Here is a 26685-nt window from a genome sequence, read left to right on the forward strand (position 1 = left end):
GCTCATCCTCTCAGTTCGGCCAGCCGGGCCGACACTTTATCCCGTTTGTCCGCATAATCGGCGAGCTTCGCTTTCTCCTCGTCGATGACTTTGGCCGGCGCTTTGGCAACGAAGCCTTGGTTGGCCAGCTTTTTCTCGATCCGGTCCACTTCGCCGTGCAGCGTAGTAAGCTCTTTTTCCAGACGCGCTATTTCCTGGGCAATGTCGATCAGCCCCGCAAGCGGCAAGAACAGCTCCGCCCCGGTCACGATGCCCGTCATCGCTTTTTCCGGCGTTGCGAGCCCAAGCTCGATGGAAAGCGCCGACGTATTGCAGAAACGCTGCACGTATTCTTCGTTGCGCTTCAAAATTGCCAGCGATTCTTCGCCGGCCGGCTTCACGAGCAGCTCGATCTTTTTGCTCATCGGCACGTTCACTTCCGCACGAATATTGCGCACCGTCCGGATGATATCCATCAGCAGCTCCATCTCGCGCACCGCATCCGCCGCTTCAAAACGCGCCTCGAAGGTCGGCCAGGCAGCCAGCGTAATCGTCTCGCCTTCATGAGGCAGATGCTGCCAAATTTCCTCGCTGATAAACGGCATGAACGGATGAATCAAGCGCTGCGTACGGTCCAGCACGTAGGCCAGAACCGATTTTGTCGTTTTCTTCGCCGCTTCGTCGCTGCCGTACAAGGACAGCTTGCTGAATTCGATATACCAGTCGCACAGATCGTCCCAAATGAAGTTGTAAAGCAAACGTCCGGTTTCCCCGAATTCATACGCATCGATCAGTCGGGTCACTTCGCGGACGGTTTCGTTCAAACGGTGCAAAATCCAACGGTCGGCCGTACCGAGCTCGCCGCTCAGATCGATATCCGACGCTTTGAAATCGCCCAGATTCATCAGGACGAAGCGCGAAGCGTTCCAAATTTTATTGGCAAAGTTGCGCGCCTGCTCGACTTTCTCCCAGCGGAACCGGAGGTCCTGCCCCGGCGTGGAGCCGGTTGAAATCATAAAGCGCATGGCGTCGGCGCCGTACTTTTCGATGACTTCAAGCGGATCGACGCCGTTGCCGAGAGACTTGGACATTTTGCGGCCTTCTGCGTCGCGGACGAGACCGTGAATCAGCACGTCTTTGAACGGAATTTGATCGGTGTATTCGAGTCCGCTGAAAATCATCCGCGCGACCCAGAAATAAATAATATCGTAGCCGGTTACGAGCAGACTGGTCGGGTAATAACGCTTCAGATCTTCCGTCTGTTCCGGCCAGCCAAGCGTAGAGAACGGCCACAGCGCGGAGCTGAACCAGGTATCCAGCACGTCGTTGTCCTGGGTCAGATGCGAGCCGCCGCAATGCGGGCATACGGTAGCGTCCTCGCGGGAGACGGTCATTTCTCCGCAATCGCTGCAGTACCAGGCCGGAATGCGGTGTCCCCACCACAGCTGGCGGGAAATGCACCAGTCACGAATGTTTTCGATCCAATGCAAATAAATTTTTTCGAAGCGATCCGGTACGAAGTTCGCGCCTTGGCCCGACTTCTGCGCTTCGATTGCGCGTTCGGCGAGCGGCTTCATTTTAACGAACCACTGCGTGGACAAGTACGGCTCCACGACGGCGCCGCTGCGCTCGCTGTGTCCGACCTGATGCACGTGTTCCTCGATTTTGATCAGCACGCCGAACTCCTTCATATCCGCCACAATCTGCTTGCGGCAGTCGAAGCGGTCCATCCCTTGATACTTGCCGGCATTTTCGTTCATTTTGCCGGATTCGTCCATCACAAGCACCTGCGGAAGATCGTGGCGTCTGCCTACCTCAAAATCGTTCGGGTCGTGCGCCGGAGTAATTTTCACCGCGCCGCTGCCGAAATCTTTCTCGACATATTCGTCGCCAACGATCGGAATTTCGCGGCCAATGATCGGAAGCACAAGCGTTTTGCCGATCAGGTGCTTGTATCGCTCATCTTCCGGATGGACCGCGACGGCCGTATCCCCGAGCATCGTTTCCGGACGGGTCGTCGCCACGACGATGAACTCATTGCTGTCCTTCACCGGATATTTCAAATGATACAGCGCACCCTGCACCTCTTTGTATTCGACTTCGATGTCGGAAAGCGCCGTGCGGGCGGCCGGGTCCCAGTTGATGATATATTTGCCTCGGTAAATCAGCCCTTTTTCGTACAAGCGGACGAATACTTCGCGCACCGCCTTGGACAGCCCTTCGTCCAAAGTGAAACGTTCGCGGGAATAGTCGAGCGAGAAGCCCATTTTGGCCCACTGCTCGCGGATCGTTCCGGCGTAATGCTCCTTCCACTCCCACACCTTTTCCAAAAACTTCTCGCGGCCGAGATCGTACCGCGTCACGCCTTCCTCGCGGAGCTTCTGCTCCACTTTCGTCTGCGTCGCGATGCCCGCATGGTCGGAGCCCGGCAGCCACAGGGCGTCGTAGCCCTGCATCCGTTTGGTCCGCGCCATAATGTCCTGGAGCGTAAAATCGAGCGCATGGCCGATATGCAGCATACCGGTGACGTTCGGAGGCGGAATAACCATCGTGTACGGCTTCGCATCCTGACGCTGCCCCGCTTTAAAGTATTGTCCCTTGAGCCAGTAGTCGTACCACTTTTTCTCGGCTTCCTTCGGATCGTAGGTTGTCGGCATAGCCGTTTCCGGCGCCGCTTGTTTGGTTTCTTCCATCACTGCAACCTCCAAATGCACATAATTGTGGTTTGTTTTGAGTTTTTAGCCTTACAGTACCATTGCCGGAGAAATGACGACAAACAAATAAAAGCCTTCCGCCGCAAAGGACGAAAGGCTCTCGCTTCCGTGGTACCACCTTTATTCCGCCCGTGTTCCGAGAAGCTGGAGGCTTCCCTTCATCCGTGCGGCACTTGAACAGATAACGGCTGTGACCGGCCGAATCTAGAGCTTCCGCTTTCAATTCGACAACTCCGGGGCGACTTCGACAGGTACGTCCTGCGGAACCTTCCAGCTCTTGCCGGCTCCGCTCTCTGAAGGGTTCGCTGTCTACTATTCCCTTTCCGCGTTTTTGCTTGCATCTATGCGTACTATGATAAACAATAGTCAGGACAGAGTCAATACAAGTATAACCAAAAATCCCCCCGGTCAAGCCTGTTTTGGCTCAAACGAGGGAATTTTTGTAAAAAGGGCTTCATTTCGGGATATACACGATCTGCCCTTCGGATACTTCATTATCTCCAAGGCGGTTGTATAGCGCGATTTCGCGAGGGTTCAGATCGTAGCGCTTGGCGATGGATTCCAGTGTCTCTTCCTTTTGCACGATACATAGCCGGAGCCTTTTGAATCCTTGCTCTTCGCCTTTGGAAGTGAGCAGCAGGTTTTTCCATTCCACCTTCTCCGCCACGGACTCCGATTCTTCCCCAAACGTTTCTTCCGGATCGCGCTTTTCCTTTTGGGAAGAGCCGGGGTTAAACAAGTTGGATAGTCCGAACGATTTGTAAAGCGGTGCGGGCGCCGAAAGCGGCTCGGGCGTTTTTTTGCTGCCGACGCCTACCTTCAGATCTTTATCCGTCGTTGCGGTCGGGTTAAGATCACCGAAGGATTGTGCGGTCGGGGCTTCTTTCGTTTTTTGCGCTTCCTGCGGCTTTAAAGTCTCCGGACCTTTCGACGGTTCCTGAACAGACAGCGGAGCCGGATTTACATTCGACAAAGGCTGCGGGATGTTCTTCTGAGCCTCTTGCTGCACGTACGGCGCTGGCTGCGGAATGTTCTGCTGAGCCTCTTGGTGCACATTCGGCGCTGGCTGAGGCACATTCTGCTGGGCCGCCTGAAACACATTCGGCGCTGGCTGAGGTACATTCTGCTGGGCCGCCTGAAACACATTCGGCGCTGGCTGAGGTACGCTCTGCGCCTGCGGCCCCGCAGGCAGCTTGCTCGTCGGCTCCACCCTCTCGCTTCGCAGCTCCCAAGATTCCGTTTCAGCCGGAGCTTGGTCCGCCGAATCGAAAAAGCCGGAAACGTCCCCGAATGCCCCATCCGTCGCCCCCGCAAGAGGAACCGTATGCGGATCGCGCGCTTCGTGAACGAACACCACTTCGTTTTCCGTTTCCCGCCAAGCCTCCTGGGCCGCATCCGACACGAGCTCCAGACCAGCGAGCGACAGCACTCCCGTAATGTTCAAGCTGCGGGATGACAGCAGATCGACGTCGAAGTTTTCGATCTCGACGGCGATATCCTCCATCCGCTGAACCCGGTTCATCGGAAGCGTAATCTCTACCGGTATCAGATGCTCCAACGTCTGATCGCTGCGGCCCAGCTCATCGATAAAGGTCCCGGTCAAAAACAGATTACCGCGAAGCAGGGCTTGGTCCCCTTGCGGAATGACCTGAATATGGGGAACAAGCTCCACCCCCTCCAAGTCTTGAATGCCGATCGCCCCTTCGGACAAATGCACACGCTCGTAAATGTCGAAGCGTAATCCGTTATGCTGCGTCGTCAATGTAAATCCTCCCTCCGTAATTCCTGCCTTTTCCACAGAATCCCGCATCGGCTCCGGCGAGTTCGAAATTCTGATATAACCATAAAAAGATAGATGGCCCTATGCCTTCGTCTCTACAATTTATATGGCTTCAGGGGAAGGAGCATGACTACTATTTTTTCAATCGCTCATTCAGTGCAGCAAAGTCCGGGGGCCACGGGGAATGCACTTCGATGCTCTCGCCGCTCCACGGATGGGGAAACGTCAGCCGCTCGCCATGCAGCGCCTGTCTCTCCATGCCCTCGCTTCGTCCGCCATACAGCGTGTCGCCGATCAATGCATGGCCCAGATGGCTTAGATGAACGCGGATTTGATGCGTCCGGCCGGTTTCGATCCGGAGCCGCACAAGCGTCGCGGAACGATAAGACTCCACGACCTCGTAATGGGTGACGGCCCGCTCGCCCCCGGGAGAGACGCGCCGTCGCGTCGCGTGATGCCGGTCCCTGCCGATAGGGGCATCCACACAGCCCCGGTTCGGAGAGAGACGCCCGTGCACCAGGGCCACATAAGTCCGCTCAACCTTTTTCTCCCGCATCGCTTCGTCTAATCGGACCTGCGCCCATGGACACTTGGCCATCAGCACAGGACCGGTCGTATCTTCGTCAAGCCGATGAATGTGCCGGGGCCGGCACGACTGCCCTGTCGACTCCAGATGCCAGCCGACCGCATGGAGCAGCGTTCCGCCCTCCGACTCCCGGGTCGGATGCACCTTCATCCCGGCCGGTTTATCCGCCACGAGGCAAAAGTCGTCTTCGAACAATACTTCTATCCCCGTCCATTCCGGCATATATTGCAGCGATTCCTCGGGGAACAGCCGCAGCAAAATGCGGCGTCCCTGGATTTCGATGCCCGAGGCGCCCCAGAGCTTCTTTAGCGTCCGCTCGTCGATCGCATCCGGCAGAAACGCCTTCACTTCCTCGAAAGTCGAAGGCACGGCGTTCGCCGTCCATTCCAGCCACTGGCCTTTGCGCCGACATGCGGTCATGGCAGACGCCTCTTGGATTGCCCCGCTACGGATGCTGCCCGTTTCTTCCGGCGTCCCCATTGCAACCATGCCGTCAGAACGATTCCTGCAAACAAAATGAAAAACACGCCCGCCACAACGATCAATTCGAGCGTGGTACCGAATAGGCTGTACCGATTTAACATGAGCGCTTCCTCCAATGTATAGCTTATGGTCATTCTATCAATCCTTTGCGGCGAACGCAAAGCGGTTACAATGCCAATTCCGCCGGATCTTACAATCTAGCGAAAGTTGTTAAATCTTCTTTTCATATGATAGAATAGCATAGGAAAAAAGCAAAAAAAATTCGACACGAAATGCCTTAATTTACGCATGGGAGAGGTTAAAACATTGAGCAGGGCTCTGCAAGCGATACGACATTGGAGTAATTGGAAAAAGGCGCTTTTTTATTTCACAATGTTGACTTTTTTAACGTCCAGCTTTTTATTCCTGACCCCGCCGGGAGGCCAGATCAGAGAGTGGCTCGCGGAAACGGTCATTACGACGCAGCACCGGAGCTGGGCATGGATTTTCGTCGGTGCGGAGCAGCGCGATTTGATGGTCAAGCGATTGCAGGACTTCAACGAGGAAGCCGCGCGCGAAAAGCAGGATAGCAGCTTGATCAAAATTCGCAATCATCAGGGCAAAGCTCGTTCGATCGATGAACTGATTAAGGTCGAAGATATATCAGGAAAATTTTGGCAAGGCAAAAAGATGTACGTCTATGATCCAAAGACGATTCGTGTCATGACGCCTCCCAAGTCCGGAGAAGGCGAGAGAATCACCTCGATGGTCAAGCGTACAGGAGCCGTGGCCGGCGTCAATGGCGGCGGTTTCGACGATCCGGAAGGTCTCGGGAACGGATTTGCGGCGTTCGGCGCCATTATCTCCGGCGGCGAGGTCATTTATACGGATCAGGACGGCAGCATTCCGCAGCACATCGTCGGCTTTACCAAGGAAGGAATTCTCGTCGTCGGAAAATACAATATTTTCGAGCTGCGCGAGATGGGCATCTCGGACGCCGTTTCGTTCCACCCGCGTCTGATCGCCAACGGCAAGCCTCTGATTACAAGCGGCGACGGCGGCTGGGGCCGCGGACCGCGAACGGCTGTCGGACAAAAAGCGGACGGCACCGTTATATTCATCGTTATCGACGGACGGCAGGCGCACAGCGTAGGCGCGACGCTTAAGGAAGTGCAGGACCTTCTGCTGGAAGAAGGCTGCGTCAATGCAGGCAACCTGGACGGAGGGGCCTCGTCCGAGCTCGTTGTCGACGGGGAGCTGCTTACCAAGCCATCGAGCCGTTACGGCGAGCGCAGATTGCCTAATGCATTCCTGGTCTACGACGATCCGACGTCGGTTAAAGCGGACCGCGTCTGGGACGGCATCGACAAAATCGATGCGGGCGGCTCTTACGACCACCCCGACTTCCTGCGCGAGCAGGCCGAAAAGAAGGCCAAGCAGCAGCAAAACCCGACACCGTCTACCAAGACGGATGCGGACAAGACGAAGACGGATACCGATAAGACAAAGACGAAAACCGATACAAAACCGGAAACAAACAAGCCGGCTACGAATAAACCGGAAACGAACGATACGGGCAAGACGGGCACGGAGAAAGGCGAAAACGCGAAACCCGGCGGCAATGCAACCAAAGAGCCGGGTACCGAAAAGCCTGGTGTTCCCGGCACAGGAACTAATTCCGGTTCGGGTACGGGAACGGCAGATCACGGCAAGCCGGACGGCGGCCAGGGCAATTCGCCGCCGACGGGCACGGGTAGTGGGTCGGTAACGCCGAACGGCGGCACTTCCGGCCAAGGAGGAACCGGCAGCGGGGCTGCAGGCTCCGGTTCTTCCCAAGGCAGCGGTACGGCAGGAGGAGGCGGGAACGGTTCTACGGGAACCGCACCGAACTCCTCCGCCGGAGCCTCGGCCCCAGGAACCGGCAGCGGCACACCAACCAAGACGACCGAGAAATCGACCGAGACGACTACGCCGACGCCACCTCCTCAGCAAAATCAAATGCCTAACCAACCAGCCTCGGGTACGGCTGTACCGCCGGCCAAAACACCATGATCGTTTACATAAATCTGTAGTAGCATTACACAAACAAACGGACGGCACGTTCCCCTCCTTCGGGAGTGGACGTGCCGTCCGTTTTTACATTATAGCTGCTTGAGCGCTTGGTAATGTGCCTCGATCGTCGCCTCGATATCGTCGTCGGAGTGCGCCGCCGAAACGAACATGCCTTCGAACTGGGAAGGCGGAATGCTGACGCCGTAGTCGAGCAGCAAACCAAAATACCGGTTGAACTTGGTCAAATCCGATTGTTTCGCGGTTTCGTAATTGGTTACCCGCTGGTCGGTAAAGAACGGGCAAACCATGGAGCCGATTCGGTTGATCGTCATCGGAACGCTCAGTTCCCGGGCATTTTGGAGCATTCCTGCTTCCAGACGGGCGGACTTGCGTTCCAGCTCTTCATATACGCCGGGTGCTCCCAGCAGCTTAAGTGTCGCATACCCTGCAGCCATCGCCAGCGGGTTCCCGGATAACGTTCCAGCCTGATAAATCGGGCCTGACGGAGCAATCCGCTCCATGATCTCCCGTTTGCCTCCGTATGCTCCAACCGGCAGCCCCCCGCCGATAACTTTGCCCAAACAGGTAAGATCCGGCGTAATGCCAAATCGCCCTTGCGCGCTGTTCAAGCCTACGCGGAAGCCGGTCATGACCTCGTCAAAGATCAGCAGACTGCCGTAGGAAGACGTGAGCTCCCGCAATCCTTCCAAGAATCCGGGAAGCGGCGGTACAACGCCCATATTTCCGGCAACCGGCTCCACAATAACGGCGGCAATGTCTTGGCCGAAATGCTCGAAAGCCATCCGTACCGAATCCAGATCGTTGTAAGGGACCGTAATCGTGTTGGCCGCTACGCTTTCAGGTACGCCAGGGCTATCCGGCAGTCCAAGGGTGGCCACCCCGGAACCCGCTTTGATCAGCAGCGAGTCGGCATGGCCGTGGTAGCAGCCTTCGAACTTCAGGATTTTGCTCCTTCCGGTATAGCCGCGGGCAAGCCTGAGCGCGCTCATTGTCGCTTCCGTCCCGGAGCTGACCATCCGTACGAGTTCGATGGAAGGCATTCTTTCGATCACCAACTTCGCCATCTCGGTTTCCAGTTCCGTCGGTGCACCGAAACTCGTACCAAGCTCCGCAGTCCGTTTGATCGCTTCGACGACCTCCGGGTGGGCATGTCCCATAATGAGCGGGCCCCACGAGCCGATGTAATCGATAAATTCGTTGCCGTCGATATCGAAGACGTGCGAGCCGCTCCCTTTATGCATATACAGAGGAGTCAATCCAACCGATTTAAACGCGCGAACCGGACTGTTGACTCCGCCCGGAATCACTTGCTTCGCTTCCTCGAACGCCCGCGCCGAACGCGCATCGGAACGTTTTCGCTGATCGTTCATCCATTCCACTCCTAACCTATTTTGAGGATAACTGCAGCCGCTCCGTCATTTCCTTGGCCGCTTCCTTGCCTTGACGAATGCAGTCCGGCAGCCCGACGCCATGAAACGCGCCTCCGGTAATCAGCACGCCCGGCATTTTGTCTGCCAAACGCTGCCGTACCCCGCGTATAAGGTCCAGATGACCTACCGGATACTGAGGCATGGAATGCATCAGCTTCGTCATTTCCGTAAACAAAGGCTCTGCCGTAATCCCCATAACTTCCTTCAAATCGTGCCGTACCGCGCGGATGATCTCATCCTCCGACATGTCCTGCCAACGTTCGTCACCGGAACGCCCGATATAGCAGCGCATCAGCACTTTGCCGCTTGGCGCGGTGTGCAGCCATTTTCTGGACGTCCACGTACAGGCGGTAATGAAACGCCCTTCCCGTCTCGGGACGAGGAAGCCCGAACCGTCAAGTTCGCGTCCAAGCTCTTTCTCGTCAAAGGCGAGAATCACGTTGGCAACCGACACGTACTCGATCCGGTCCAGCTCTTTGACCTCAGGGACCGACGAGCCGAGCAGCTTGGAGATGCCGTGAGCCGGCAGCGCCACGATCACCCCGTCCGCTTCCTCTACCGAACCGTCTTCGCGGATCACGCGGTATACGTCGTCGGCCCGCTCGATCCGGGCCACTCCGCATTGCTTGACGAACCGCACGTTGTCGAGCGCATCGATTAAGCCGTGAACGATCGTTTCAAGCCCTTCCTTATAGGAAAGAAACATCGTATTGCGCGCCACCTCGGGAAGCGTACGGCTTTCTTCGCCGCCTGTCTTGCGGTTCTTCATCATGCCGAGGATCAAGCTGCGATGCTTCTGCTCAATCGCATGAAATTGCGGGAAGGTCGCCCGCAAGCTCAAATTGTACGTATTGCCCGCATAAATGCCCGCCAGCAGCGGCTCGGCGATCTGACCGAGCACTTCCACACCTAGCCTGCGCTCCAGGAAATGCCCGAGCGATTCGTCCTCGGGCGACGTCCGTTTCGGCAGCACTAAATCCATGGCCGCCCTGAGCTTGCCGCCCAATGACAGCAGTCCCGTGCGCATGAACGGCCCCATTTGGGTCGGTATACCGAGCATCAAGCCGGGAGGCATCCGGTGCAGCTTGCCGCCGGACAAAATATACGTTTTCCGGGAGTCCGGATTCATGCCGGTCAATTGATCCTCTAAGCCTAATTCGCGAGTCAGCTCGACCATTGGAAGCTTGCGGGCCAGGAACGAATCCGGCCCCTTCTCAATGACGAACCCGTCGCGCTTCAGCGTTTGAATTTTGCCCCCGAACGAATCGCTCTTGTCCATGATGGTAATTTTCAACGGGGCAGCGGACGTCTCGATGCTTTGCTTTAAGTAAAAAGCGGCGCTCAAGCCCGTGATCCCGCCGCCAATAATCACCACATGTTTCGGACTTCGGTTCTCCTCCATCGTATCAATCCCTCTCGGTCTGTGTATAGACGACGTCGCTCAACGTTTCCATATACAGCGGATCGGTATTGAGCGAGCGGGTGCGTTCCAGCCGCAGTCCGAGCTCCCGTGCCGTCTTCTGCGCTTCAATATCGAGATCGTACAGCACTTCCAGATGATCGGATACAAACCCGATCGGACAAATCAGCACATGCTCCGCCTGCTTCTCTGTTTTCACGGTGTGCAGGACGTCGAGAATATCGGGCCCAAGCCAAGGCACGCCGGTCTGTCCGGCGCTCTGCCATCCAAATTGCCAATGGGTAATGCCGCATCGCTCGGCTATCGCTTTGGACGTTTCCAATAGCTGATCAGGGTACGGGTCTTTCATTTCTAGAATTTTTTCAGGCAGGCTGTGCGCGGTAAAAATCACTTTGACATCGTCCTTCGCCACGCCCTCGAATCGGTTCAAACCTTCCTCCACCCGCTGCACAAGCGCTTCGATCAGCGCCGGATGAAGGTGATAGCTCTTCACAAAACGCATCGAAAGCCCAAGCGAATCCGCCTTCTCTTGGGCGCGCTTGATGTAGCCGCCTACGCTCATGACCGAATAATGCGGTGCCAGGACGACCCCAACGGCTTCCGTTATCCCATCCTGCACCATCCGCTCCACACCGTCCTCAATGAACGGAGACGCATGCTTCAGTCCTTGATAGCATACGAACGTCGTATCCGGGTATTTCTCGTTTAGCCGGGCTTCCAGCCCTTGCACCTGCTTATCCGTATTTTCCCGAAGCGGGAAAAAGCCTCCTACAATCGCTTCGTAACGATCCGTCAAATCCTTAAGCTGCTCTGGAGTCGGAGGATTCCCGCGACGAATATGCGTATAATAAGCTTCCACTTGATCGAGGCTTTCCGGCGTTCCGTAAGACATGACCAGAACACCGATCCGTTTTTGCTGCGTAACGCTCATGCTATACACCGCTTTCCTGTCTCGTCCAGCCTTGCGCTTTCAGAGCTTGACGAGAATAGTCGTGAATGAAATCCGTCAGTTCTTTCAGCTTCTCCAGCGACGCTTCCGGGAACAGTCCGTGACCCAGATTGAAAATATAGCCCGGTTCCTGGATGCCCTCGTCGATAATCGCCTTGGCTTGCGCCTGAATGACCGACATCGGAGCGGTCAATACGTACGGATCGAGATTGCCCTGCACCGCATAGAACGAGCCCACTCTTCTACGGCCCTCCGAGATCGACACGCGCCAATCGAGACCGATGACATCGGCATCAATGCCTTGCAGATAAGGCAGCAATTCACCTGAGCTGACGCCTGGGAAATAAATTTTCGGCTGCTCCAAATGCTTCAGCTCCGCAAAAATACGGCGGATCGTCGGCAAAACATACGTTTTAAAATCAACGGGGGACAACGCGCCGACCCAGCTGTCGAAAAGCTGCACCGCTTTCGCTCCTGCCGCAATCTGCGCTTTCAGATAAGCGATCACCATATCGCCAAGCTTATCCATCAGCTTGAACCATACCTCCGGCTCCCCGTACATTAATCCTTTCGTGCGGATATAGCTTTTGGACGGCCTGCCTTCGATCAGGTAGCTTGCGATCGTAAACGGCGCGCCGGCAAACGTAATCAGCGGCACCTTCAGCTCGGCCGCCAACATCTCAATCGTCCGCAAAATATGAGGCAAATCCTGCTCCACCTGGATCGGCTTCAGCTTGTTCACGTCCGCCGCCGAGCGGATCGGGTTGTCGATGACCGGACCGACATTTTTGACGATATCAAAATCAATGCCGATGGAAGCGACCGGATTCATAATGTCCGAATATAAAATCGCCGCATCTACGCCCAGCTTTTTGACCGGCATCAAGGTGACCTGGGCCGCCAGCTCCGGCTGCTTGCAAATTTCCAGCAGGCTGTATTTCTCTTTAATTTTCCGGTATTCGGGGTCGTAACGGCCGGCTTGACGCATATACCATACGGGCAGCGTTTCGACAGGCTGTTTGCGACAGGCGCGAATAAACGTATCGTTATAACTCATTGGTGCATCCTCTTTTCCGTAAACTCCCATAGTCTACTTCCCATTATGCCCTATTTGAAACCAGGTAACAACGTGTGTCAGGCTACAGTTTCCGACAAAAGTTTGACAGTGCCGCTATGCAAAAGACCGCTCCGCTCCGGGAGAAACGCCGGATAGCGGAACGGTCTTCTTCATCATCGCGTATCGTGGCGGCAGTTAGTTTCGGAGCCAGCGAGCGATATCTTTGGCAAAATAAGTAATGATCATGTCGGCGCCGGCCCGCTTAAATCCGGTCATCGTCTCCATAACGATCGATTTCTCGTCGACCCAGCCCTGCATGGCGGCAGCTTTCACCAAGGAATATTCCCCGCTCACATTATAAACCACGAGCGGCAAATTGAACTTTTCGCGGAGCGCGCGAACGACGTCCATATACGCCAGAGCCGGCTTGACCATCAGCATATCCGCGCCTTCGGCTACGTCGGATTCCGCTTCGCGCAGCGCTTCCCGGACGTTGGCCGGGTCCATTTGGTACGTTTTGCGGTCGCCGAACTGCGGCGTGGAATGTGCCGCTTCGCGGAACGGACCGTAGAACGACGAAGCGTACTTCACGGAGTACGACATGATCGGCACCTGCTCGTAGCCGGCTTCGTCAAGTCCTTGACGGATCGCATAAACGAAGCCGTCCATCATGTTCGACGGCGCGATAATGTCGGCGCCGGCTTCCGCCTGCGAAACCGCTGTTTTGACCAGCAGTTCCAGCGACGCGTCGTTCAGCACCTCGGCGCGGCCTTTCGCCTCGTCGTAATGTACGACGCCGCAGTGGCCGTGATCCGTGAACTGGCATAGGCAAGTATCGGCAACAATAAGCAGCTCCGGAGCCCATGTTTTGATTAAGCGCGACGCTTGTTGAACAATCCCGTTCGGATCGTAGGCCGAGCTGGCATGCGCGTCTTTCTCGTGCGGAACGCCGAAGAGCACAATGGCCGGCAAGCCCAGCTCAACGATTTCGCAGATTTCCTCTTCAAGCCGATCCAGCGAGAAATGGTAGACGCCCGGCATCGAGCTGATTTCTTCTTTAATATTCGTTCCGTGCGTCACAAATATCGGATAGAGCAAGTCGTCCAGCGTAACGGTATGCTCCCGTACCATATTCCGAAGCGCAGCCGAGCTGCGCAAACGCCGGTTTCGAACAAGTGGAAAACTCATGGTTTATTCCTCCTCCTTGTATAAGCACTGAACCAGGGAAGCAACGGTCGCTTCCTTGGCCAAATAATCGACCTGAAGTCCCGCTTCCTGCGCGGTAGCCGCCGTTCTCGGACCGATACAAGCGATCTTGCACCCTTGCAGCAGCTTGAGCGGCTCCGTCTCGCCAAGCTCTTGCAGAGCGCGCAACAGATTCGTAACCGTCGACGAGCTGGTAAACGTAACGATGTGAAGCATTTTTTGCTTCAGCAGCTCGATAATCTCGGAGCCGCCATCGGTGTCCAGCACCGTTTCGTAGATATCGATTTTGGTTACGTTCAAGCCGCGCTCCCGCAATTGTTCGGGCAAGTACGCTCTGGCGATATCCGCCGTCGCAAGCAGCACGTTCTGCCCTGGACGTAGCTCAGGAGCGATGGCATCCAGCAAAGCGTCCCCGTCGAATTCCGAAGGGACGACCTCCGCGAGCAGTCCGTACTGCGCCAAGGCAGCCGCCGTCTTCGGACCGACCGCCGCCAAGCGGGCATTTCCCAATGCCCGAATGTCAAGCCGCAGCTCCCGCAGACGCTCCATAAAAAATTCGACGCCGTTCGCACTTGTGAACAGGACCCAATCAAAGGTAGAAAGGCGTTTTAACGCCTCGTCCCGCGCCGCTTGCGCTTCCGGACGGGAAGGCGGCCGGGTGCGGATCACCGGAAATTCCACGGCTTCCCCGCCAAGCTCGTCGATTTGCGAGGACAGCTCGCTCGCCTGACTGCGTGCGCGGGTAACCAGAATACGCCGGCCGAACAAAGGCTTGGTCTCAAACCAGGCCAGCTTATCGCGCAGCTTGACCACTTCGCCGACAATGGTGACGGCCGGGGATTGGAAACCTGCCGCTCTTACCTTGTCGACAATATCCGTTAACGTACCCGCCAGCGTCTCCTGCTCCATCCAAGTGCCCCACCGGATTAGAGCGACCGGCGTTTGCGGCGATTTTCCTCCGCGGATCAGCTCCGTGCAGATTTGCTCCAGATTGGCGACACCCATCAAAAAGATCAACGTGCCGGAGGCTTGCGCCAAGTTATCCCAATTCACTTGGGAGTACGTTTTATTCTTATATTCATGACCGGTTACGATCGAAAAGGACGAAGTAAAATCACGGTGCGTCACCGGGATGCCTGCATAAGCGGGGACGGCGATCGCGGACGTGATGCCGGGCACGATCTCAAAGCGGATTCCGTGCTCCGCGAGCAGCTCCGCTTCTTCGCCTACGCGCCCGAATACGCTCGGATCTCCGCCCTTGAGCCGGGTCACCGTTTTTCCTTGCAGCGCCAAATCGACGAGCAGGCGGCTGATCTCTTCCTGCTTCATCATATGTTTGTCCGGCAGCTTGCCGACAAAAATTTTCTCCGCCCCAGCTGTCATATGTTTGAGCAGACGGGGGCTGGCCAACCGGTCATAGACAACTACGTCGGCCCGCTGAATCGCTTCTAAGCCTCGCAGCGTAATCAGCTTCGGATCTCCCGGTCCGGCACCGACAAGATAAACGACACCCTTGTTCACAACCGCTTCTCCCCTATTCTTCAGCTAATGCAAGCAGTTCGGCAGCACCTTTGGCGATCAAAGCTTCCGCCAGCCGCAGCCCCAATTGCTGCGGATCGTCTCCGGCCATCGTCTCTTTCAGCACCCGCTTGCCGTCTGGCGATCCGACCATACCGGTCAGCACAATAGACGGGCCGCTTCCTTCCGTCAAATGCGCGTGAGCGCCGATCGGCACTTGGCAGCCGCCGTTCAAACGGCCCAGGAAGCTGCGCTCCGCGGCAACGGCAACCGCCGTCTGTTCGTGCTTGTACTTGGACAACAAGTCGAGCACGAACTCGTTATCGCCGCGGCATTCGATGCATAAGGCGCCTTGTCCTACCGCCGGCAGGCACAGCTCCGGCGGCAGGTAAGCGCTGATGCGGTCCTGCCAACCGATCCTGTGCAGTCCGGCGGCGGCAAGCAGGATCGCATCGAAGCCTTCCGTTTCCAGCTTGCGCAGCCGCGAGTCGATATTGCCGCGGATCGACTCAATATGCAAGTCGGGGCGGTAATGCTGCAGTTGGGAAGCCCGGCGCAGGCTGCTTGTTCCGACCTTGGCGCCCTGAGGCAAGTCGTCGAGCCCACGGCCGTCCCGCGTGATCAAGCAGTCGCGCGGATCTTCCCGCAGAGGTACGGCGCCGACTACAAGTCCCTCAGGTAGTTCGAAGGGCATATCCTTCATGCTGTGTACCGCAAGATCGATTTCGCCGTCAAGCAGCGCTTGCTCGATTTCTTTCACGAACAGGCCTTTGCCGCCGACTTTCGAAAGCGTGACGTCCAGAATGCGGTCGCCCTTGGTGACGATTTTTTTCAGCTCGAATTCGGCTTCGATGCCGTGCTGCTTGCAAAGCTCGCGCAGGTGATCGATCACCTGTCCGGTTTGCGTCAAAGCAAGCGCGCTTTGTCTTGTGCCTACTACGATGGTACGCATGCGTGAAGTCAACCCCTTATCTTCTCCCTGCAAAATCGGAAGCGCTGTATTCGCTATGTACTACTTTTCTCATTCATATCCCAATTGCCGTGCATATACACGCAACCAGTCGCCAGTCGCTTCAATGCCTCCCGGCGTCGGATCTTGCAGCACTCTGTGCGCCAGCTCGGCGCGCAGCTCCGCCGGATCGGTCCGGCCGCTTCGCAGCAGCGGCAGCAGCTCCCACTCCAGCATGCCGCGGAACAGCTCCTGCCGCTGACCCGTTTCCGGGACGGTCTGCTGTACGATACCGCGCAGTTCGTGGAGCAGCTCTACATACGGCGCATACTCTTCGCCGAACACTTCCTCCAGCCTGCGGCGCAGCGTCGCGGCCAGACCAGGGCTGGCGCCTGCGGTGGACACCGCGAGCGTCAACCGTCCCCGCCGGACCGCAGCCGGGACGAGAAAACCGCCGCCAGCCCCTTCGTCGGCGGCGTTCGCGAACTTGCCGAGCGCCTCGGCCTCGGCGCAGACTTGCGCGTTCACCGACGCATCGTCGGTGGCCGCGAACACCAGCCGCGCCTCGGCCAGCGCGGGCAGGCCGGGCGCGTACCGCTCGCGCAGCGCGCGTACCGCGCCCGAGGCCGCCCACGCTTCCAGCTGCGGCGTAAAAACGGGGCTCACGACGGTGACGTGAGCCCCCGCCTCGAGGAGCGCGCGTGCCTTGCGCTCCGCTACCCGGCCGCCGCCGATAACGGCGCATGGCCGCCCTTCAAGATCGAGCATAGCGGGATAGTAGGATTTGACGCCGGGGGACGGCCCCGGGAGCCTTCCTTCGCCAGCTTTCGTCATTTCCTACGCCCCCTTTAGGACCATTGGTGAAAGTTCGAATATTGATTAGCCAACAAAAAGTTAAGCAGCGTAATGATAAACGCGGCCAAATTCCACAACGCCAGTCGGTTGCCTGCCGCTTTCATCACCAACCGTTGAAACAAATAAAAAATATAAGCCAACAGCACGAACCAGGAATTCAGCACCTTCGGATCGAAAAACAGCATCAAATCGCCCTCAAGCGCGATCCAGACGATTCCAAGCGACAGCGTAAGCAGCAGAAGCGGAGCTCCGATAACTACGGAAACAAACGCGTAACGGTCCGTATTCTCCAAGCTCGGCAGACGCAGCATTTGCTGTGACCACTGCTTCTCCTTCAGCTTGCGGTGCAGGAACAAGTACATTCCGGAAAAAATAGCGGATACGACGAATGCGACATAGCCGGAAATCGCGAACGTAATATGAATGAACAGCAGCTCATCGTTAATGTTCCAATGCGCCAAGGTTGGCGCCAGCCCCGGCCGGCTGAAAACGTTAAGCGCAAATGTCGCGAATCCGAACACGTTGACCAAAAACACAAACAGCTCGATCCGGAAAAACCGGTTCACGATCAGCGAGACGGTCACAAGCAGCCAAGATAAAATAAAAAGCGTTTCGAACATGGAAAACGCCGACAGCTTGCCGTGCGTGACCAAGCTGTAAATTAAGTAGGCGGTTTGCAGTACCCATACAAAAGAAAGCAACCCTGTCCCCATCCGCTTTGCACTTCGGTTCGGACCGACAAAGTCCGAGAAGTAAAACAGGAGGCTCAGGGCATAAATATATAAAATGACATCGTACAACCAGGTTTGAGTGACCATGCTGTTCCTTTCCGGTCAAGCTTTGGCCAGAACGTCAAGCGCTTCGGCAGGCGCCGCGGCCCGCACTTTGGATAGCAGTTCTTCCTTGATCCGATCCTGCGCCGCCTCCGCCTCCTGCTTCCGTACCGCCTGCTCCACCCGTTTTTGCTCAGCCAAAGGCTCTTCCAAAGCAAAAATTTTCGTGAACATGTCCAGCGCGTCATCCCCGTGACGCTCGGCAGCCATTTCTTTAATGCGGACAATGGGATCGCGCAGCATCTGATTGACGATGCTTTTCGTTAATTTGCGAATGACCTTTAATTCGTGTTCATCCAAATCCGGCAGCTTCTTCATCAAGCTGTCCATCGTTTCCTCGTGAATCGTGGCCGCTTTGGTCTGCAGCGCTTGAATAACCGGGCTGACACCCAGCGTTTTCGTCCACTGCTCGAAGGCTGCCAATTCCTCACGGATCATTTTCTCAATCTGCACCGCAGCTTTACGCCTCTCTTCCAAATGAGAGTTCACGAGCGATTGAAGATTGTCGATATCGTATAAAAAGACGTTCGGCATCTCGCCAAGCCGCGGATCGAGGTCTCTCGGAACCGCGATATCGATCATGAACAGCGGTCGCGAACGGCGCCGCTGCAAAATACAGGACACCTGCTCGGCCGTCAGCACGTAACCGGCGGCTCCGGTAGAGCTGATCACAATGTCAGCTTCTTCCAGGTGCGCCATCAACCGGTCCATCGTGCTTGCCACGCCCCGGAACTTGTCCGCCAGCTCTTGCGCCCGGCTGAGCGTCCGGTTCACGACGGTCACTTTGTCGGCTCCGTTCGCGTACAGGTGCTTGACGGTCAGCTCGCTCATTTTACCCGCGCCGATAATCAGCACTTTCTTATGCGCGTAGCTGCCGAAGATACGCTTGCCCAGCTCGACAGCCGCATAGCTGACAGACACCGGATTTTCCCCGATGCCGGTCTCGAAATGGGCCCGTTTGGCCATCGTTACGGCTTGCTTGAACAAAGTGTTGAACAAAACGCCGGTCGTTTTCTCACGCTGAGCCAACAGGAACGCGTCCCGAACCTGCCCCAAAATTTGCGTCTCGCCGATGACCATGGAATCGAGACCGCTCGTTACGCGGAATAAATGCTCGATCGCCTTCTCGTTCTCGTAAACGTACAAATGCTCCTGAAACTCTCCGCGCGGTACGCCGAACCATTTCTCAATGAAGCCCCGCAAATAATGGGCACAGGGCTGGCGGTCGACCGCCACGTACAATTCCGTCCGGTTGCAGGTGCCCACGACGACGCACTCCATGACGCTCTTCGTTTCCTTGAGCTCCTTCAGCGCCAGCGGCAAATCCCCTTCGGCGAATGCAAATTTTTCTCTGATGGACACCGGTGCTGTGCGATAATTTAAACCCGCCACGACGATATGCATCTGGTTCACCTGCCTCCTCCTCGTAAAAGTCAATTTATTATATCACACGATGCGGAACAAGTCCGAGTTTTTGCGACAATAATTTTGAAAGTTTTATTACAGGGAGAGGGGGGCTCCATCCCCCTGGACCCCCGAGCTTCGATGCGCAGTTGGTGGAGTGAGCGCTTTTCCTCCTTGTGTTAACCGCCCCTCTCTCCCTATGGAGAGGGGGCCGGTTAACGCAAGGATACGCTTAACGGCGTGCGGGAACGGGTAAAGAACGTGGGAGGCGCAGAGACGCGCATGAGAGCTGCTGTGGTGCAGGGATCGCGTCTGTTCAGGAGAGGCCGGCTTCCCCCAGGAAGCGACCGTCTCCTGAACACGCTTTACTGCGCTGGCTCGACTCCCACACTCTTTGGTGGGAGCGAGCGACGAACCCAATATCCCACACAGCCACCTTCTGCCAGAGAACATATTTCATTCCCTAACTTTCCCCAACATCCTATCACGCCTGACTGAAGCAGGCTGTGATTGAAATCACGCTCACTTGCCTATGTTCAACCAACAGCCGCCACCCTTTCCTATCGGTAGCTTCTCCCCCTACCTTGCCCTACCTTCTACCATACCGCCCTGACCTGCCTAAGGCTGCCAGTTTTAGTTTCCTCCGAAACGGGCGGGCCTATACGACTACGGCAATTATTGCAGCAGCTTTTTGCGCAGGAGGTCGGCGACCGCTTTGTCGGATTTCATCAGACGGTCGTTCTGCGAATCGACAATGTCGGCGCCGCTCGACATCAGTTTGGAGTAAGCCTCGTACAGGTCGGCGTACAGCTTCGAAACGTCTCCGAGGGTTTGGGCCTCCTCCGCACGCAGAGGGCGGGAGCCGCCGACTTGGAGGCGCAGCAAATATTGCATGAGCTGGGCGAGCGAATCGAGCTTCGCCAAGCTGCTGTCGCCGTAGGCAAGCGCCAGATGATCGTGTGCGAACGAAGCGGAGTAAACGGCTTGACGGAGCGCGCTGAGCGCCTCGGTATCCTTGAGCTTGCCGGTTTCCTGCAAGTAGCTGCCAAGCAGCTCCATTTGAAAGAGGGATACTTGATAAAGCAGCTTCTCCGCTTTTTCGGGCGGTGCCTTATGGCCGATCAGCTCTGCGATTTGCAGAACAGGCCAGATGATCAGCACGGCTACGATCAGGTACATGAACAGCTTTTTTCTGAATCTTTTCAACCCGGGTCCCCCTCCTCTGCCTGCGGCGGACGGACGCCGCAGGAACCAAGCTCTCTTTGAGAGTGTATGGGCCCGGAGCAAAAGAAATAACCACGGAATCGTCCGTGGTTATCGTATATGCGCTTGTAATTATTTTACCAATTCAGCTTGCTTCAATGCCGGTGTTTCCACTTGCAGTTCACCCATACCGCGAACCAGTTTCTTCGCATGAGACACTTCCGGCTTCAGCACGGACAGCATGTGCTCGATCGCGAGTTGAGGGTCTACCGTCTCACCGCAAGTATAGCAGTCAAGGGCAGCAAATCCTCTCTCAGGATACGTATGAATGGAGAGATGACTTTCCGACAACATGACCAGAACGGTTGCCCCTTGGGGCTCAAATTGTTTGGATTGTACCGACAAAACGGTTGCTCCGCATACCTCAGCAGCTTCTACCATTTGCGCTTGTAACCATTCAGCATTGTTGAGAAGCTCAAAATCTACTCCCCAAGTGTCTACAGCTACGTGTCTTCCGAAAGTTGAATATTCCATCTTCCGGTTCCCCCTTCCTAGGAATAAAATGTTTTGAAAATTTCATCCGCTAGGACCTACGTCATTCACTTCCCGAGGGAATAATCTCTCGCAACATTACATGTCCTGAGTGAATCCTGGTTCCTATTTTGTTTTCAACGAAGATAAAAATAACATCTATTGAACAGAAATGCAACCCTTTTTTTTGCACAGGCCATATTTACCTGCCAGAGGGTGGCACACAACAATAAATTATGCCCGAAGCCCGCACGGGGTGTAAGCCGCGAAGCTCCGGATAAGCCCAACTTTTCCGTTTTTTTCTTGCTACTTCTTTCCTGAGGAAAATATACCCTTCGATGCATAAAAATACAAAAAAAGCTCTTCCCTGCCCTTGTTATGGGCGATCGGGAAGAGCTTTTTCCGCTATGATCGAGAAGTCTAAAAGATATATGTTAAGCTTCGAGTACGAACAAGCGATGGGTAAGTTTGTGCAAACGCCCGTCGATGTGCTCGCGGATGGCGGCTTCTTGCATCTCGTTTCTCATGTCGAGCAGATGATTCACTTGGGCTTTGAGCATTTGGATTTCCTGCTCCACCTCATTCTTATGGAACAGTTGCTCCAATTGTCCGACGGTATCCCGATATTCGTAAATCACTTTTTCCGCGGCGTCCTTTTTCTCAGTGATTCGGACTACCGCACCTTGCTTGTACGTATAGACCATCGTATATGCTGCATAAATGCGATGCACGACAGCGTCGCCTTTAAATTCGGCTACGGCTTTGCGCATCAGGTTGACCAAATTTTTGTTGCGGATGCGGCATGTTCCCCGGCATACATACAAGTTCATTTCACGTTCGAACGACAGCACGATTTCTTCGCCGGCGTCGTCCGGCAATACCACCTCTTGATTTCCGTTTTCGAGTACTTTGACTTGCAGAGAGGCTCCGTGATCGACAAACATCCGAATGAACTTGGCCATCTCGGCTTCCGTAAGCTGCAGGCAGGTTTTGACGTATTCGGTCGCTAACCTAATTGCCATAAAAATCCCTCGATTCATTTTTTTCAAACCATGTGTCTGTGAGCCTGATTCTATTGTCTATATACATTATACTACATAATTATTTAATATTCCTGCCAGGCAGTCATTGATTTTCGCCGGAAATCAGAAAATTCCGCGTTTTCCTCGCAGGAGGACGGCATAAAAGCTTAAAAACTCGTTTTACCTCCTTTTGTTCCGCAGTTCCCTGCGGCGCTGACGATGAAAAAACAATTCATACATCACCGGCACGATGACCAGCGTCAGCAGCGTCGACGTAACCAAGCCCCCGATGACAACGACGGCAAGCCCTTTAGAAATCAAACTGCCCTCCGATTCGGTCAACGCCAAAGGAATCAACGCGCAGACGGTAGCGAATGCGGTCATCAGAATAGGCCGCAGCCGCGTTTTGCCCGCTTCGATAAGCGCCTCGCGTATGTTTAACCCGCTGTCGCGGTTTTGACGCACCCGGTCGATCAGCACAATCGCATTCGTCACGACGATGCCGACCAGCATCAACAGCCCGATCATGGCGCTGACCGACAGCGGCTCTCGAGTCAAATACAGGCCGAAGGCTGCGCCGACCGGTACGAACAGCAGCGAAGACAAAATGATGAACGGAACGCGCGCTTGGCCGAAGGTAACAAGCATAACCAAATAAACCAACCCGATGGCCGCGGCAATCGCCACGCCCAGATCCTTGAACGTCTTCTCCGTCTCGTCGCTGCCGCCCCCAAAACCGAGCGTCACGCCTTCCGGCAGCGGGACAGCGGAAGCCGCGTCCTTGACGTCCTGCGTCGCTTGACTGATGTTGTTTCCGGTCAGCTCCGCGCTGACCGCGGCATAAGGCTTGCCATCCAGCTTCTGAATTGCGGATACGGTATCGGATGCTTCGACGGCCGCGATATCGCGGAGCAGCACGGGGCCTTTTTTGCCAAACAGCGGCATTTGCTCCAGCTCGGCGACATTGGCAGGGCCCGCCGTATAGGTGGCCTGCAGCTTTTGCCGCTTGCCGTCCAGCTTGTACGTGCCGATCTCGACCGGCTTGGTCCGGTCCGCAACGAGTCCGAGCACTAGCTGGGGGTCGACTCCTGCCGCGGCGGCTTTCCCGGGATCGATGCGGACGGTCCACTGCCGCTGCTTTTCGCGGAAATTGTTTTGGACTGAGCGCAGATAAGGTATCTGCTTCAGCCGGTCCTCCATCCGCTTGGCGGCTTCCCCCAGCCGGTCCGGTTGGCTCCCGAACAGCCGGACTTCGACGCTTGTCCCGGTCATGGGGCCGCCGGAGCTCATTTCCTGCACCGTTACGGTTCCCTCCGGCGAACTCTTTTTAACGATCGCATCCATCTTGACCGCGAGCGTCTTCACGACGGCTTCGATATCGGCCGAGCGATTTACGCTCATCATGTATTGCGCCCGATTCTCCTGCTTGAGACCGGAACGGTAATCAAGCCCGCCGATGGTTGTAAAAACGTATTCGAAGACGCCCGGCTGCTCGCGGAGCATCTTTTCAATATCTTTAGATATTTCATTCGTTTTCTGAAGCCGGGAAGCCGGTGGAAGCTGTACTCCGGCGGCGACGATCCGCTGCTTCTCGTTCGGCAAAAAAATAAATCCGAGCTTCGGCACCAGCAGAAGCGACCCGGCAAGCACCGCCAGCGAAACGGCGATGACGGACCATTTATGCCTCAGCGCCGAGGTGAGCACTGCCGCATACCCCCGCTGCAGCGCGCTCTCTCGCCCTTCCTTTTCCCGGATGCGGCCGAACGAAGCTTTGGCCAAAATCGGAACGAGCGTAACGGCGACAAGCAGTGAAGCGACGAGCGCAAAGACGACGGTCAGCGAAAACGGCTTAAAAAACGTCCCGGTAATGCCCCCAACGAAGCCGAGCGGCAAAAACACGACGACGGTCGTCAAGGTGGACGATGTGATCGCGCCCATAATCTCTTTGGTCGCATCCAGCGTAATTTGCGTCCGGTCTTCGCCGGGCTTTCTTTGGCTCATGCGCCTGTAAATATTTTCGATCACCACGATGCTGTCGTCGACCACCCGCCCTACCGCAACAGCCATACCACCCAGCGTCATAATATTCAGGGTGATATCCATGCGATTCAAGACGATCGATGCGATCAATAATGACAAAGGGATGGATAAGACGGCGATGAGCGTCGCTCTTAGATTCCTCAGAAACAGAAGCACCGCCAAAGAGGCGAACAGCGCTCCGTACAGCCCTTCTCTCTGCAGGCTTTGGACCGACTTTTTGATCCCTCCCGATTGATCGAAAGCGAGCGCGTAATCGATCCGGTCCCGGTGCTTGTTCAACACGGCGAATGCCTGATCGGCGATTTGGACCGTATTGGCATCCTGTTTTTTGGAAATGGATAGGGCTAGGGCGCTTTTGTCGTTGTAGCGAACCAGCTCGGACGCTTCCTCTATCGGCTGCACAGCGGCGATATCTTCCAGCGCGATCTCCGCAGGGACAGGCGGAAAGCCCGTCTGGACATCGAGCGCAAGCCGCTTCAATTCCTGAATGCCTGCGGCGCGCTCCTCGACCCTGACCGGGATGACCAGCTCGTTCTCGACAACGGAGCCGACCGGGAAGGACAAAAATAGCCCCTGCACTTTTTGCTGAATTTGGGTTAAGGTTAGATTATACGCTTTGGCTTTGGCGGGATCGATGGCAATTCGGATATAGCTTTCCTTTAAACCGCCTGCCGCTACGCTGCTGACGCCAGGGATTTTTTCCAATTCGGGCTGAATGTCCTGAACGATAAGCTCTTCAATGGAATCGCTCTGCTTCGAGAATACGGCCAAGTTCAGGATAGGCAGCGCGCTGAAATTCAATCGCGTCACTTTAGGTGTCACGCCTTCGGGAAGCTTCAGTCCCTTGAACGCGTCCTCTGCCTGACGGGAAGCCAGCTCCATATCCGTCCCGATCGGGTACTTCATCTGCACCACGGCGAAGCTTTCCATCGATTGGCTCGTTAACGATTCGAGGCCGCTGAGCGCTTTCAAGCTTCGTTCCAGCTCGCGCGTCACCCGCTCTTCCACATCGGCCGGAGATGCCCCGGGGTACACGGCCTGCACCGTTAGCGTGGGTAGTTCCACATCCGGCAGCAAGTCCACCTTCAGGGATGTGAAAGCATATATTCCGCCGAGCATAAGCAGGATAGAGCCTAATATGATGGCGGCCGCATTTTTTAAGCTGAAACGGGTTAACAGGTTCAATTGGCTCCGACGCTCCTCGCTCAGGATGGAAGACAAAGTCTCTTCCTCCAAGTTTGGGGTAAAAGGCGGCAGATTATACGAAGGAGGAATCCGCCCGATGAAAAATCATCGCATTCGTTTACGCCATACGGTCGGTGGGCTGGTCGCCGGAATCTTGCTTGCGCTTGCCTCCGGCTCCCCCGTACAAGCCGAAGAACCGTCCCCCTTGGGCTGGAAGTGGCATGGGACGCCGCCCGCGGGCTTAAGATTAACCGCCGCGAGCGTCCTTCGGGGATACGGCCGACGGTCGAGTCGAAGGACAAAACATCCGGAAGCCGGCGTTATGAAGCCGTACTGCCCGGATTCCCTATCGATGTGAACGGAAAATCAATTAACAACGCCGGCGAGCCGTATCCCTTGCTGCTGGTGGATAATGTCTCCTATTTGCCGATGACCTGGCGTTATGCGCATAACGAGTTCGGCTGGCGGACGGATTGGGGCGCACAGGAAGGATTTCAGCTTACAACGGAGCAGCAAAAGGTGCTGCACCGCATTATCGCCGAGGATACGGAAGCTCTATTTGTGGAAGCCGAGTCGAACCGGATGCTGAAGGTGAATAAAGATTTGAAAGGCGATCCGTCCCTGTTAGACGACAAAGCGAAGGCTGGCGTAAATCAATTGGCGGAAAAGCGGAAGCCCGGAGTGCCTTTTGCCGGAGACCCGAAGCAAACGGCCGTACGCCTGGGGGATTCGGTCTATTACGACAACATCGAATTGATGTCGCTCAAGCCGATTCTGGAAAAAGCGGCAGCCTTCTACGAATCGCAGACGGAATATGAGAATAAGGGACTGGACGTGCAATCCGAAATCATGAAGCTCGACGACCGAACGGTGCTCGCCGTCATCTCGGTCTCAAGCTTCCTGCACATCCCGCCTCCCTATACGCCCTATACGCACGAGGCTTTCATCGTTCGGGACGGGAAAGCTTTGCCCGTGCCGGATTTGACCCAGGTGCCTACCCGCGTCGTCCGCAACCCGGACGGTTCGTTCTGGATCGCCAGCGAAGCGGCCGACCGGATGACAAGCCGGACGCCGAACGTATACGGTCAGCTCGCGCTGCTGAACGTATCGGGACAGCTCCGTGGCATGAACACGAAGCTTGGGGAAAAAGACATCGATCTGCTGGCTTCCACCAACGACGGATTGACGGTCAAAGCCTACAGCGACCGTTTTAAAGCTTATCATGACAGCTTCATTCCGCTTGATGCGGAGGAACGGGAGACATACTATCATCTGGACCTGCAGGGGAAAGAAACGAGGCTGTTTTTGTACAAAGGAGCAGGCAGAGGCTATGTAGACAGCAAGGGGCACATTTATGTCGTGGACCGTCAGGTGAACCGTATTTCCGACCTGACATCCGGTCAAAGCCGAATGTGGTGGGATTATGCTCTTAAGCGATAAAAATCAAGTTTAAAAAGGCTATTCCCGTTTACCGGCACAAGAGACCGGA

General features: G+C 55.8%; 20 protein-coding genes and 1 other annotated feature. Of the genes, 2 read left to right on the top strand and 18 right to left on the bottom strand.

Annotated features, from left to right (window positions below; all coding sequences use genetic code 11):
- Positions 1-2: 2 nt before the first annotated feature.
- From QMG93_RS13190 to QMG93_RS13205, 4 genes are all read right to left on the bottom strand, one after another.
- Positions 3-2672 (bottom strand): valine--tRNA ligase, encoded by a 2670-nt coding sequence (locus tag QMG93_RS13190; protein ID WP_281937106.1) that lies wholly within the window; start codon positions 2670-2672, stop codon positions 3-5.
- Between the two features lie 103 nt (positions 2673-2775).
- Positions 2776-3028: a binding site (T-box leader), on the bottom strand.
- Positions 3029-3147: 119 nt separating this feature from the next.
- Positions 3148-4455, bottom strand: a complete 1308-nt coding sequence (locus QMG93_RS13195) for a LysM peptidoglycan-binding domain-containing protein (protein WP_281937108.1) — start codon at positions 4453-4455, stop codon at positions 3148-3150.
- Between the two features lie 151 nt (positions 4456-4606).
- Positions 4607-5479, bottom strand: a complete 873-nt coding sequence (locus QMG93_RS13200) for an RluA family pseudouridine synthase (protein ID WP_281937110.1) — start codon at positions 5477-5479, stop codon at positions 4607-4609.
- Positions 5476-5643: a hypothetical protein gene (locus tag QMG93_RS13205; protein WP_281937112.1), complete on the bottom strand. Its 168-nt coding sequence runs from the start codon at positions 5641-5643 to the stop codon at positions 5476-5478. Before QMG93_RS13205 ends, QMG93_RS13200 begins: the two co-directional genes overlap by 4 nt.
- Before the next feature lie 271 nt (positions 5644-5914).
- On the opposite strand from QMG93_RS13205, the gene QMG93_RS13210 reads away from it, so the two are divergent.
- Positions 5915-7573 carry a phosphodiester glycosidase family protein gene (locus tag QMG93_RS13210; protein ID WP_281937114.1) on the top strand — a complete coding sequence of 553 codons (1659 nt, stop codon included), beginning with the start codon at positions 5915-5917 and terminating at the stop codon, positions 7571-7573.
- 89 nt (positions 7574-7662) lie between these two features.
- Here QMG93_RS13210 and hemL read toward each other — a convergent pair whose 3' ends face one another.
- The 14 genes from hemL to QMG93_RS13280 form a co-directional block, all read right to left on the bottom strand.
- A complete protein-coding gene (gene hemL / locus QMG93_RS13215) occupies positions 7663-8964 on the bottom strand; it encodes a glutamate-1-semialdehyde 2,1-aminomutase (RefSeq protein ID WP_281937116.1) in 1302 nt (433 codons plus the stop codon).
- Between the two features lie 16 nt (positions 8965-8980).
- A complete protein-coding gene (hemY, locus tag QMG93_RS13220; protein ID WP_281937118.1) occupies positions 8981-10426 on the bottom strand; it encodes a protoporphyrinogen oxidase in 1446 nt (481 codons plus the stop codon).
- A 4-nt stretch (positions 10427-10430) separates the two neighbouring features.
- Positions 10431-11375 (bottom strand): ferrochelatase, encoded by a 945-nt coding sequence (hemH, locus tag QMG93_RS13225; RefSeq protein ID WP_281937120.1) that lies wholly within the window; start codon positions 11373-11375, stop codon positions 10431-10433.
- 1 nt (position 11376) lies between these two features.
- Positions 11377-12450 carry a uroporphyrinogen decarboxylase gene (gene hemE, locus QMG93_RS13230; RefSeq protein WP_281937121.1) on the bottom strand — a complete coding sequence of 358 codons (1074 nt, stop codon included), beginning with the start codon at positions 12448-12450 and terminating at the stop codon, positions 11377-11379.
- 195 nt (positions 12451-12645) lie between these two features.
- Positions 12646-13638 (bottom strand): porphobilinogen synthase, encoded by a 993-nt coding sequence (gene hemB, locus QMG93_RS13235; protein ID WP_281937123.1) that lies wholly within the window; start codon positions 13636-13638, stop codon positions 12646-12648.
- Positions 13639-13641: 3 nt separating this feature from the next.
- Complete coding sequence (cobA, locus tag QMG93_RS13240) at positions 13642-15177, bottom strand: uroporphyrinogen-III C-methyltransferase (RefSeq protein ID WP_281937125.1); 1536 nt, start codon at positions 15175-15177, stop codon at positions 13642-13644.
- Positions 15178-15190: 13 nt separating this feature from the next.
- Positions 15191-16126, bottom strand: coding sequence for a hydroxymethylbilane synthase (gene hemC / locus QMG93_RS13245; RefSeq protein WP_281937127.1), 936 nt, complete (start codon positions 16124-16126; stop codon positions 15191-15193).
- A 69-nt stretch (positions 16127-16195) separates the two neighbouring features.
- Positions 16196-16957: a bifunctional precorrin-2 dehydrogenase/sirohydrochlorin ferrochelatase gene (locus QMG93_RS13250; protein ID WP_309299671.1), complete on the bottom strand. Its 762-nt coding sequence runs from the start codon at positions 16955-16957 to the stop codon at positions 16196-16198.
- Between the two features lie 14 nt (positions 16958-16971).
- Positions 16972-17796 (bottom strand): cytochrome c biogenesis protein CcsA, encoded by an 825-nt coding sequence (gene ccsA / locus QMG93_RS13255; protein WP_281937128.1) that lies wholly within the window; start codon positions 17794-17796, stop codon positions 16972-16974.
- 15 nt (positions 17797-17811) lie between these two features.
- Positions 17812-19215 (bottom strand): glutamyl-tRNA reductase, encoded by a 1404-nt coding sequence (gene hemA, locus QMG93_RS13260; RefSeq protein WP_281937261.1) that lies wholly within the window; start codon positions 19213-19215, stop codon positions 17812-17814.
- Positions 19216-19890: 675 nt separating this feature from the next.
- Positions 19891-20421, bottom strand: a complete 531-nt coding sequence (locus tag QMG93_RS13265) for an S-adenosylmethionine decarboxylase (protein WP_281937130.1) — start codon at positions 20419-20421, stop codon at positions 19891-19893.
- Between the two features lie 129 nt (positions 20422-20550).
- Positions 20551-20952, bottom strand: coding sequence for an adenosylmethionine decarboxylase (gene speD, locus QMG93_RS13270; RefSeq protein ID WP_010494003.1), 402 nt, complete (start codon positions 20950-20952; stop codon positions 20551-20553).
- 431 nt (positions 20953-21383) lie between these two features.
- Positions 21384-21971 carry a non-ribosomal peptide synthetase module gene (locus QMG93_RS13275; protein WP_281937134.1) on the bottom strand — a complete coding sequence of 196 codons (588 nt, stop codon included), beginning with the start codon at positions 21969-21971 and terminating at the stop codon, positions 21384-21386.
- 180 nt (positions 21972-22151) lie between these two features.
- Positions 22152-25232: an efflux RND transporter permease subunit gene (locus QMG93_RS13280; protein ID WP_281937137.1), complete on the bottom strand. Its 3081-nt coding sequence runs from the start codon at positions 25230-25232 to the stop codon at positions 22152-22154.
- Positions 25233-25412: 180 nt separating this feature from the next.
- On the opposite strand from QMG93_RS13280, the gene QMG93_RS13285 reads away from it, so the two are divergent.
- Positions 25413-26636 carry a hypothetical protein gene (locus QMG93_RS13285; RefSeq protein ID WP_281937139.1) on the top strand — a complete coding sequence of 408 codons (1224 nt, stop codon included), beginning with the start codon at positions 25413-25415 and terminating at the stop codon, positions 26634-26636.
- Positions 26637-26685: the final 49 nt, after the last annotated feature.

It is taken from the genome of Paenibacillus tyrphae, from assembly GCF_027925525.1.
GTDB lineage: Bacteria > Bacillota > Bacilli > Paenibacillales > NBRC-103111 > Paenibacillus_G > Paenibacillus_G tyrfis_B.

What these genes read in the sequence shown, in the direction of transcription:
- hemL (WP_281937116.1), bottom strand. Translation starts at nt 8,964, where the DNA reads ATGAACGATCAGCGAAAACGTTCCGATGCGCGTTCGGCGCGGGCGTTC.
- QMG93_RS13210 (WP_281937114.1), top strand. Translation starts at nt 5,915, where the DNA reads ATGTTGACTTTTTTAACGTCCAGCTTTTTATTCCTGACCCCGCCGGGA.
- QMG93_RS13205 (WP_281937112.1), bottom strand. Translation starts at nt 5,643, where the DNA reads ATGTTAAATCGGTACAGCCTATTCGGTACCACGCTCGAATTGATCGTT.
- QMG93_RS13200 (WP_281937110.1), bottom strand. Translation starts at nt 5,479, where the DNA reads ATGACCGCATGTCGGCGCAAAGGCCAGTGGCTGGAATGGACGGCGAAC.
- hemB (WP_281937123.1), bottom strand. Translation starts at nt 13,638, where the DNA reads ATGAGTTTTCCACTTGTTCGAAACCGGCGTTTGCGCAGCTCGGCTGCG.
- hemH (WP_281937120.1), bottom strand. Translation starts at nt 11,375, where the DNA reads ATGAGCGTTACGCAGCAAAAACGGATCGGTGTTCTGGTCATGTCTTAC.
- speD (WP_010494003.1), bottom strand. Translation starts at nt 20,952, where the DNA reads ATGGAATATTCAACTTTCGGAAGACACGTAGCTGTAGACACTTGGGGA.
- QMG93_RS13250 (WP_309299671.1), bottom strand. Translation starts at nt 16,957, where the DNA reads ATGACGAAAGCTGGCGAAGGAAGGCTCCCGGGGCCGTCCCCCGGCGTC.
- hemA (WP_281937261.1), bottom strand. Translation starts at nt 19,215, where the DNA reads ATGCATATCGTCGTGGCGGGTTTAAATTATCGCACAGCACCGGTGTCC.
- hemC (WP_281937127.1), bottom strand. Translation starts at nt 16,126, where the DNA reads ATGCGTACCATCGTAGTAGGCACAAGACAAAGCGCGCTTGCTTTGACG.
- hemY (WP_281937118.1), bottom strand. Translation starts at nt 10,426, where the DNA reads ATGGAGGAGAACCGAAGTCCGAAACATGTGGTGATTATTGGCGGCGGG.
- ccsA (WP_281937128.1), bottom strand. Translation starts at nt 17,796, where the DNA reads ATGGTCACTCAAACCTGGTTGTACGATGTCATTTTATATATTTATGCC.
- QMG93_RS13190 (WP_281937106.1), bottom strand. Translation starts at nt 2,672, where the DNA reads ATGGAAGAAACCAAACAAGCGGCGCCGGAAACGGCTATGCCGACAACC.
- hemE (WP_281937121.1), bottom strand. Translation starts at nt 12,450, where the DNA reads ATGAGTTATAACGATACGTTTATTCGCGCCTGTCGCAAACAGCCTGTC.
- QMG93_RS13275 (WP_281937134.1), bottom strand. Translation starts at nt 21,971, where the DNA reads ATGGCAATTAGGTTAGCGACCGAATACGTCAAAACCTGCCTGCAGCTT.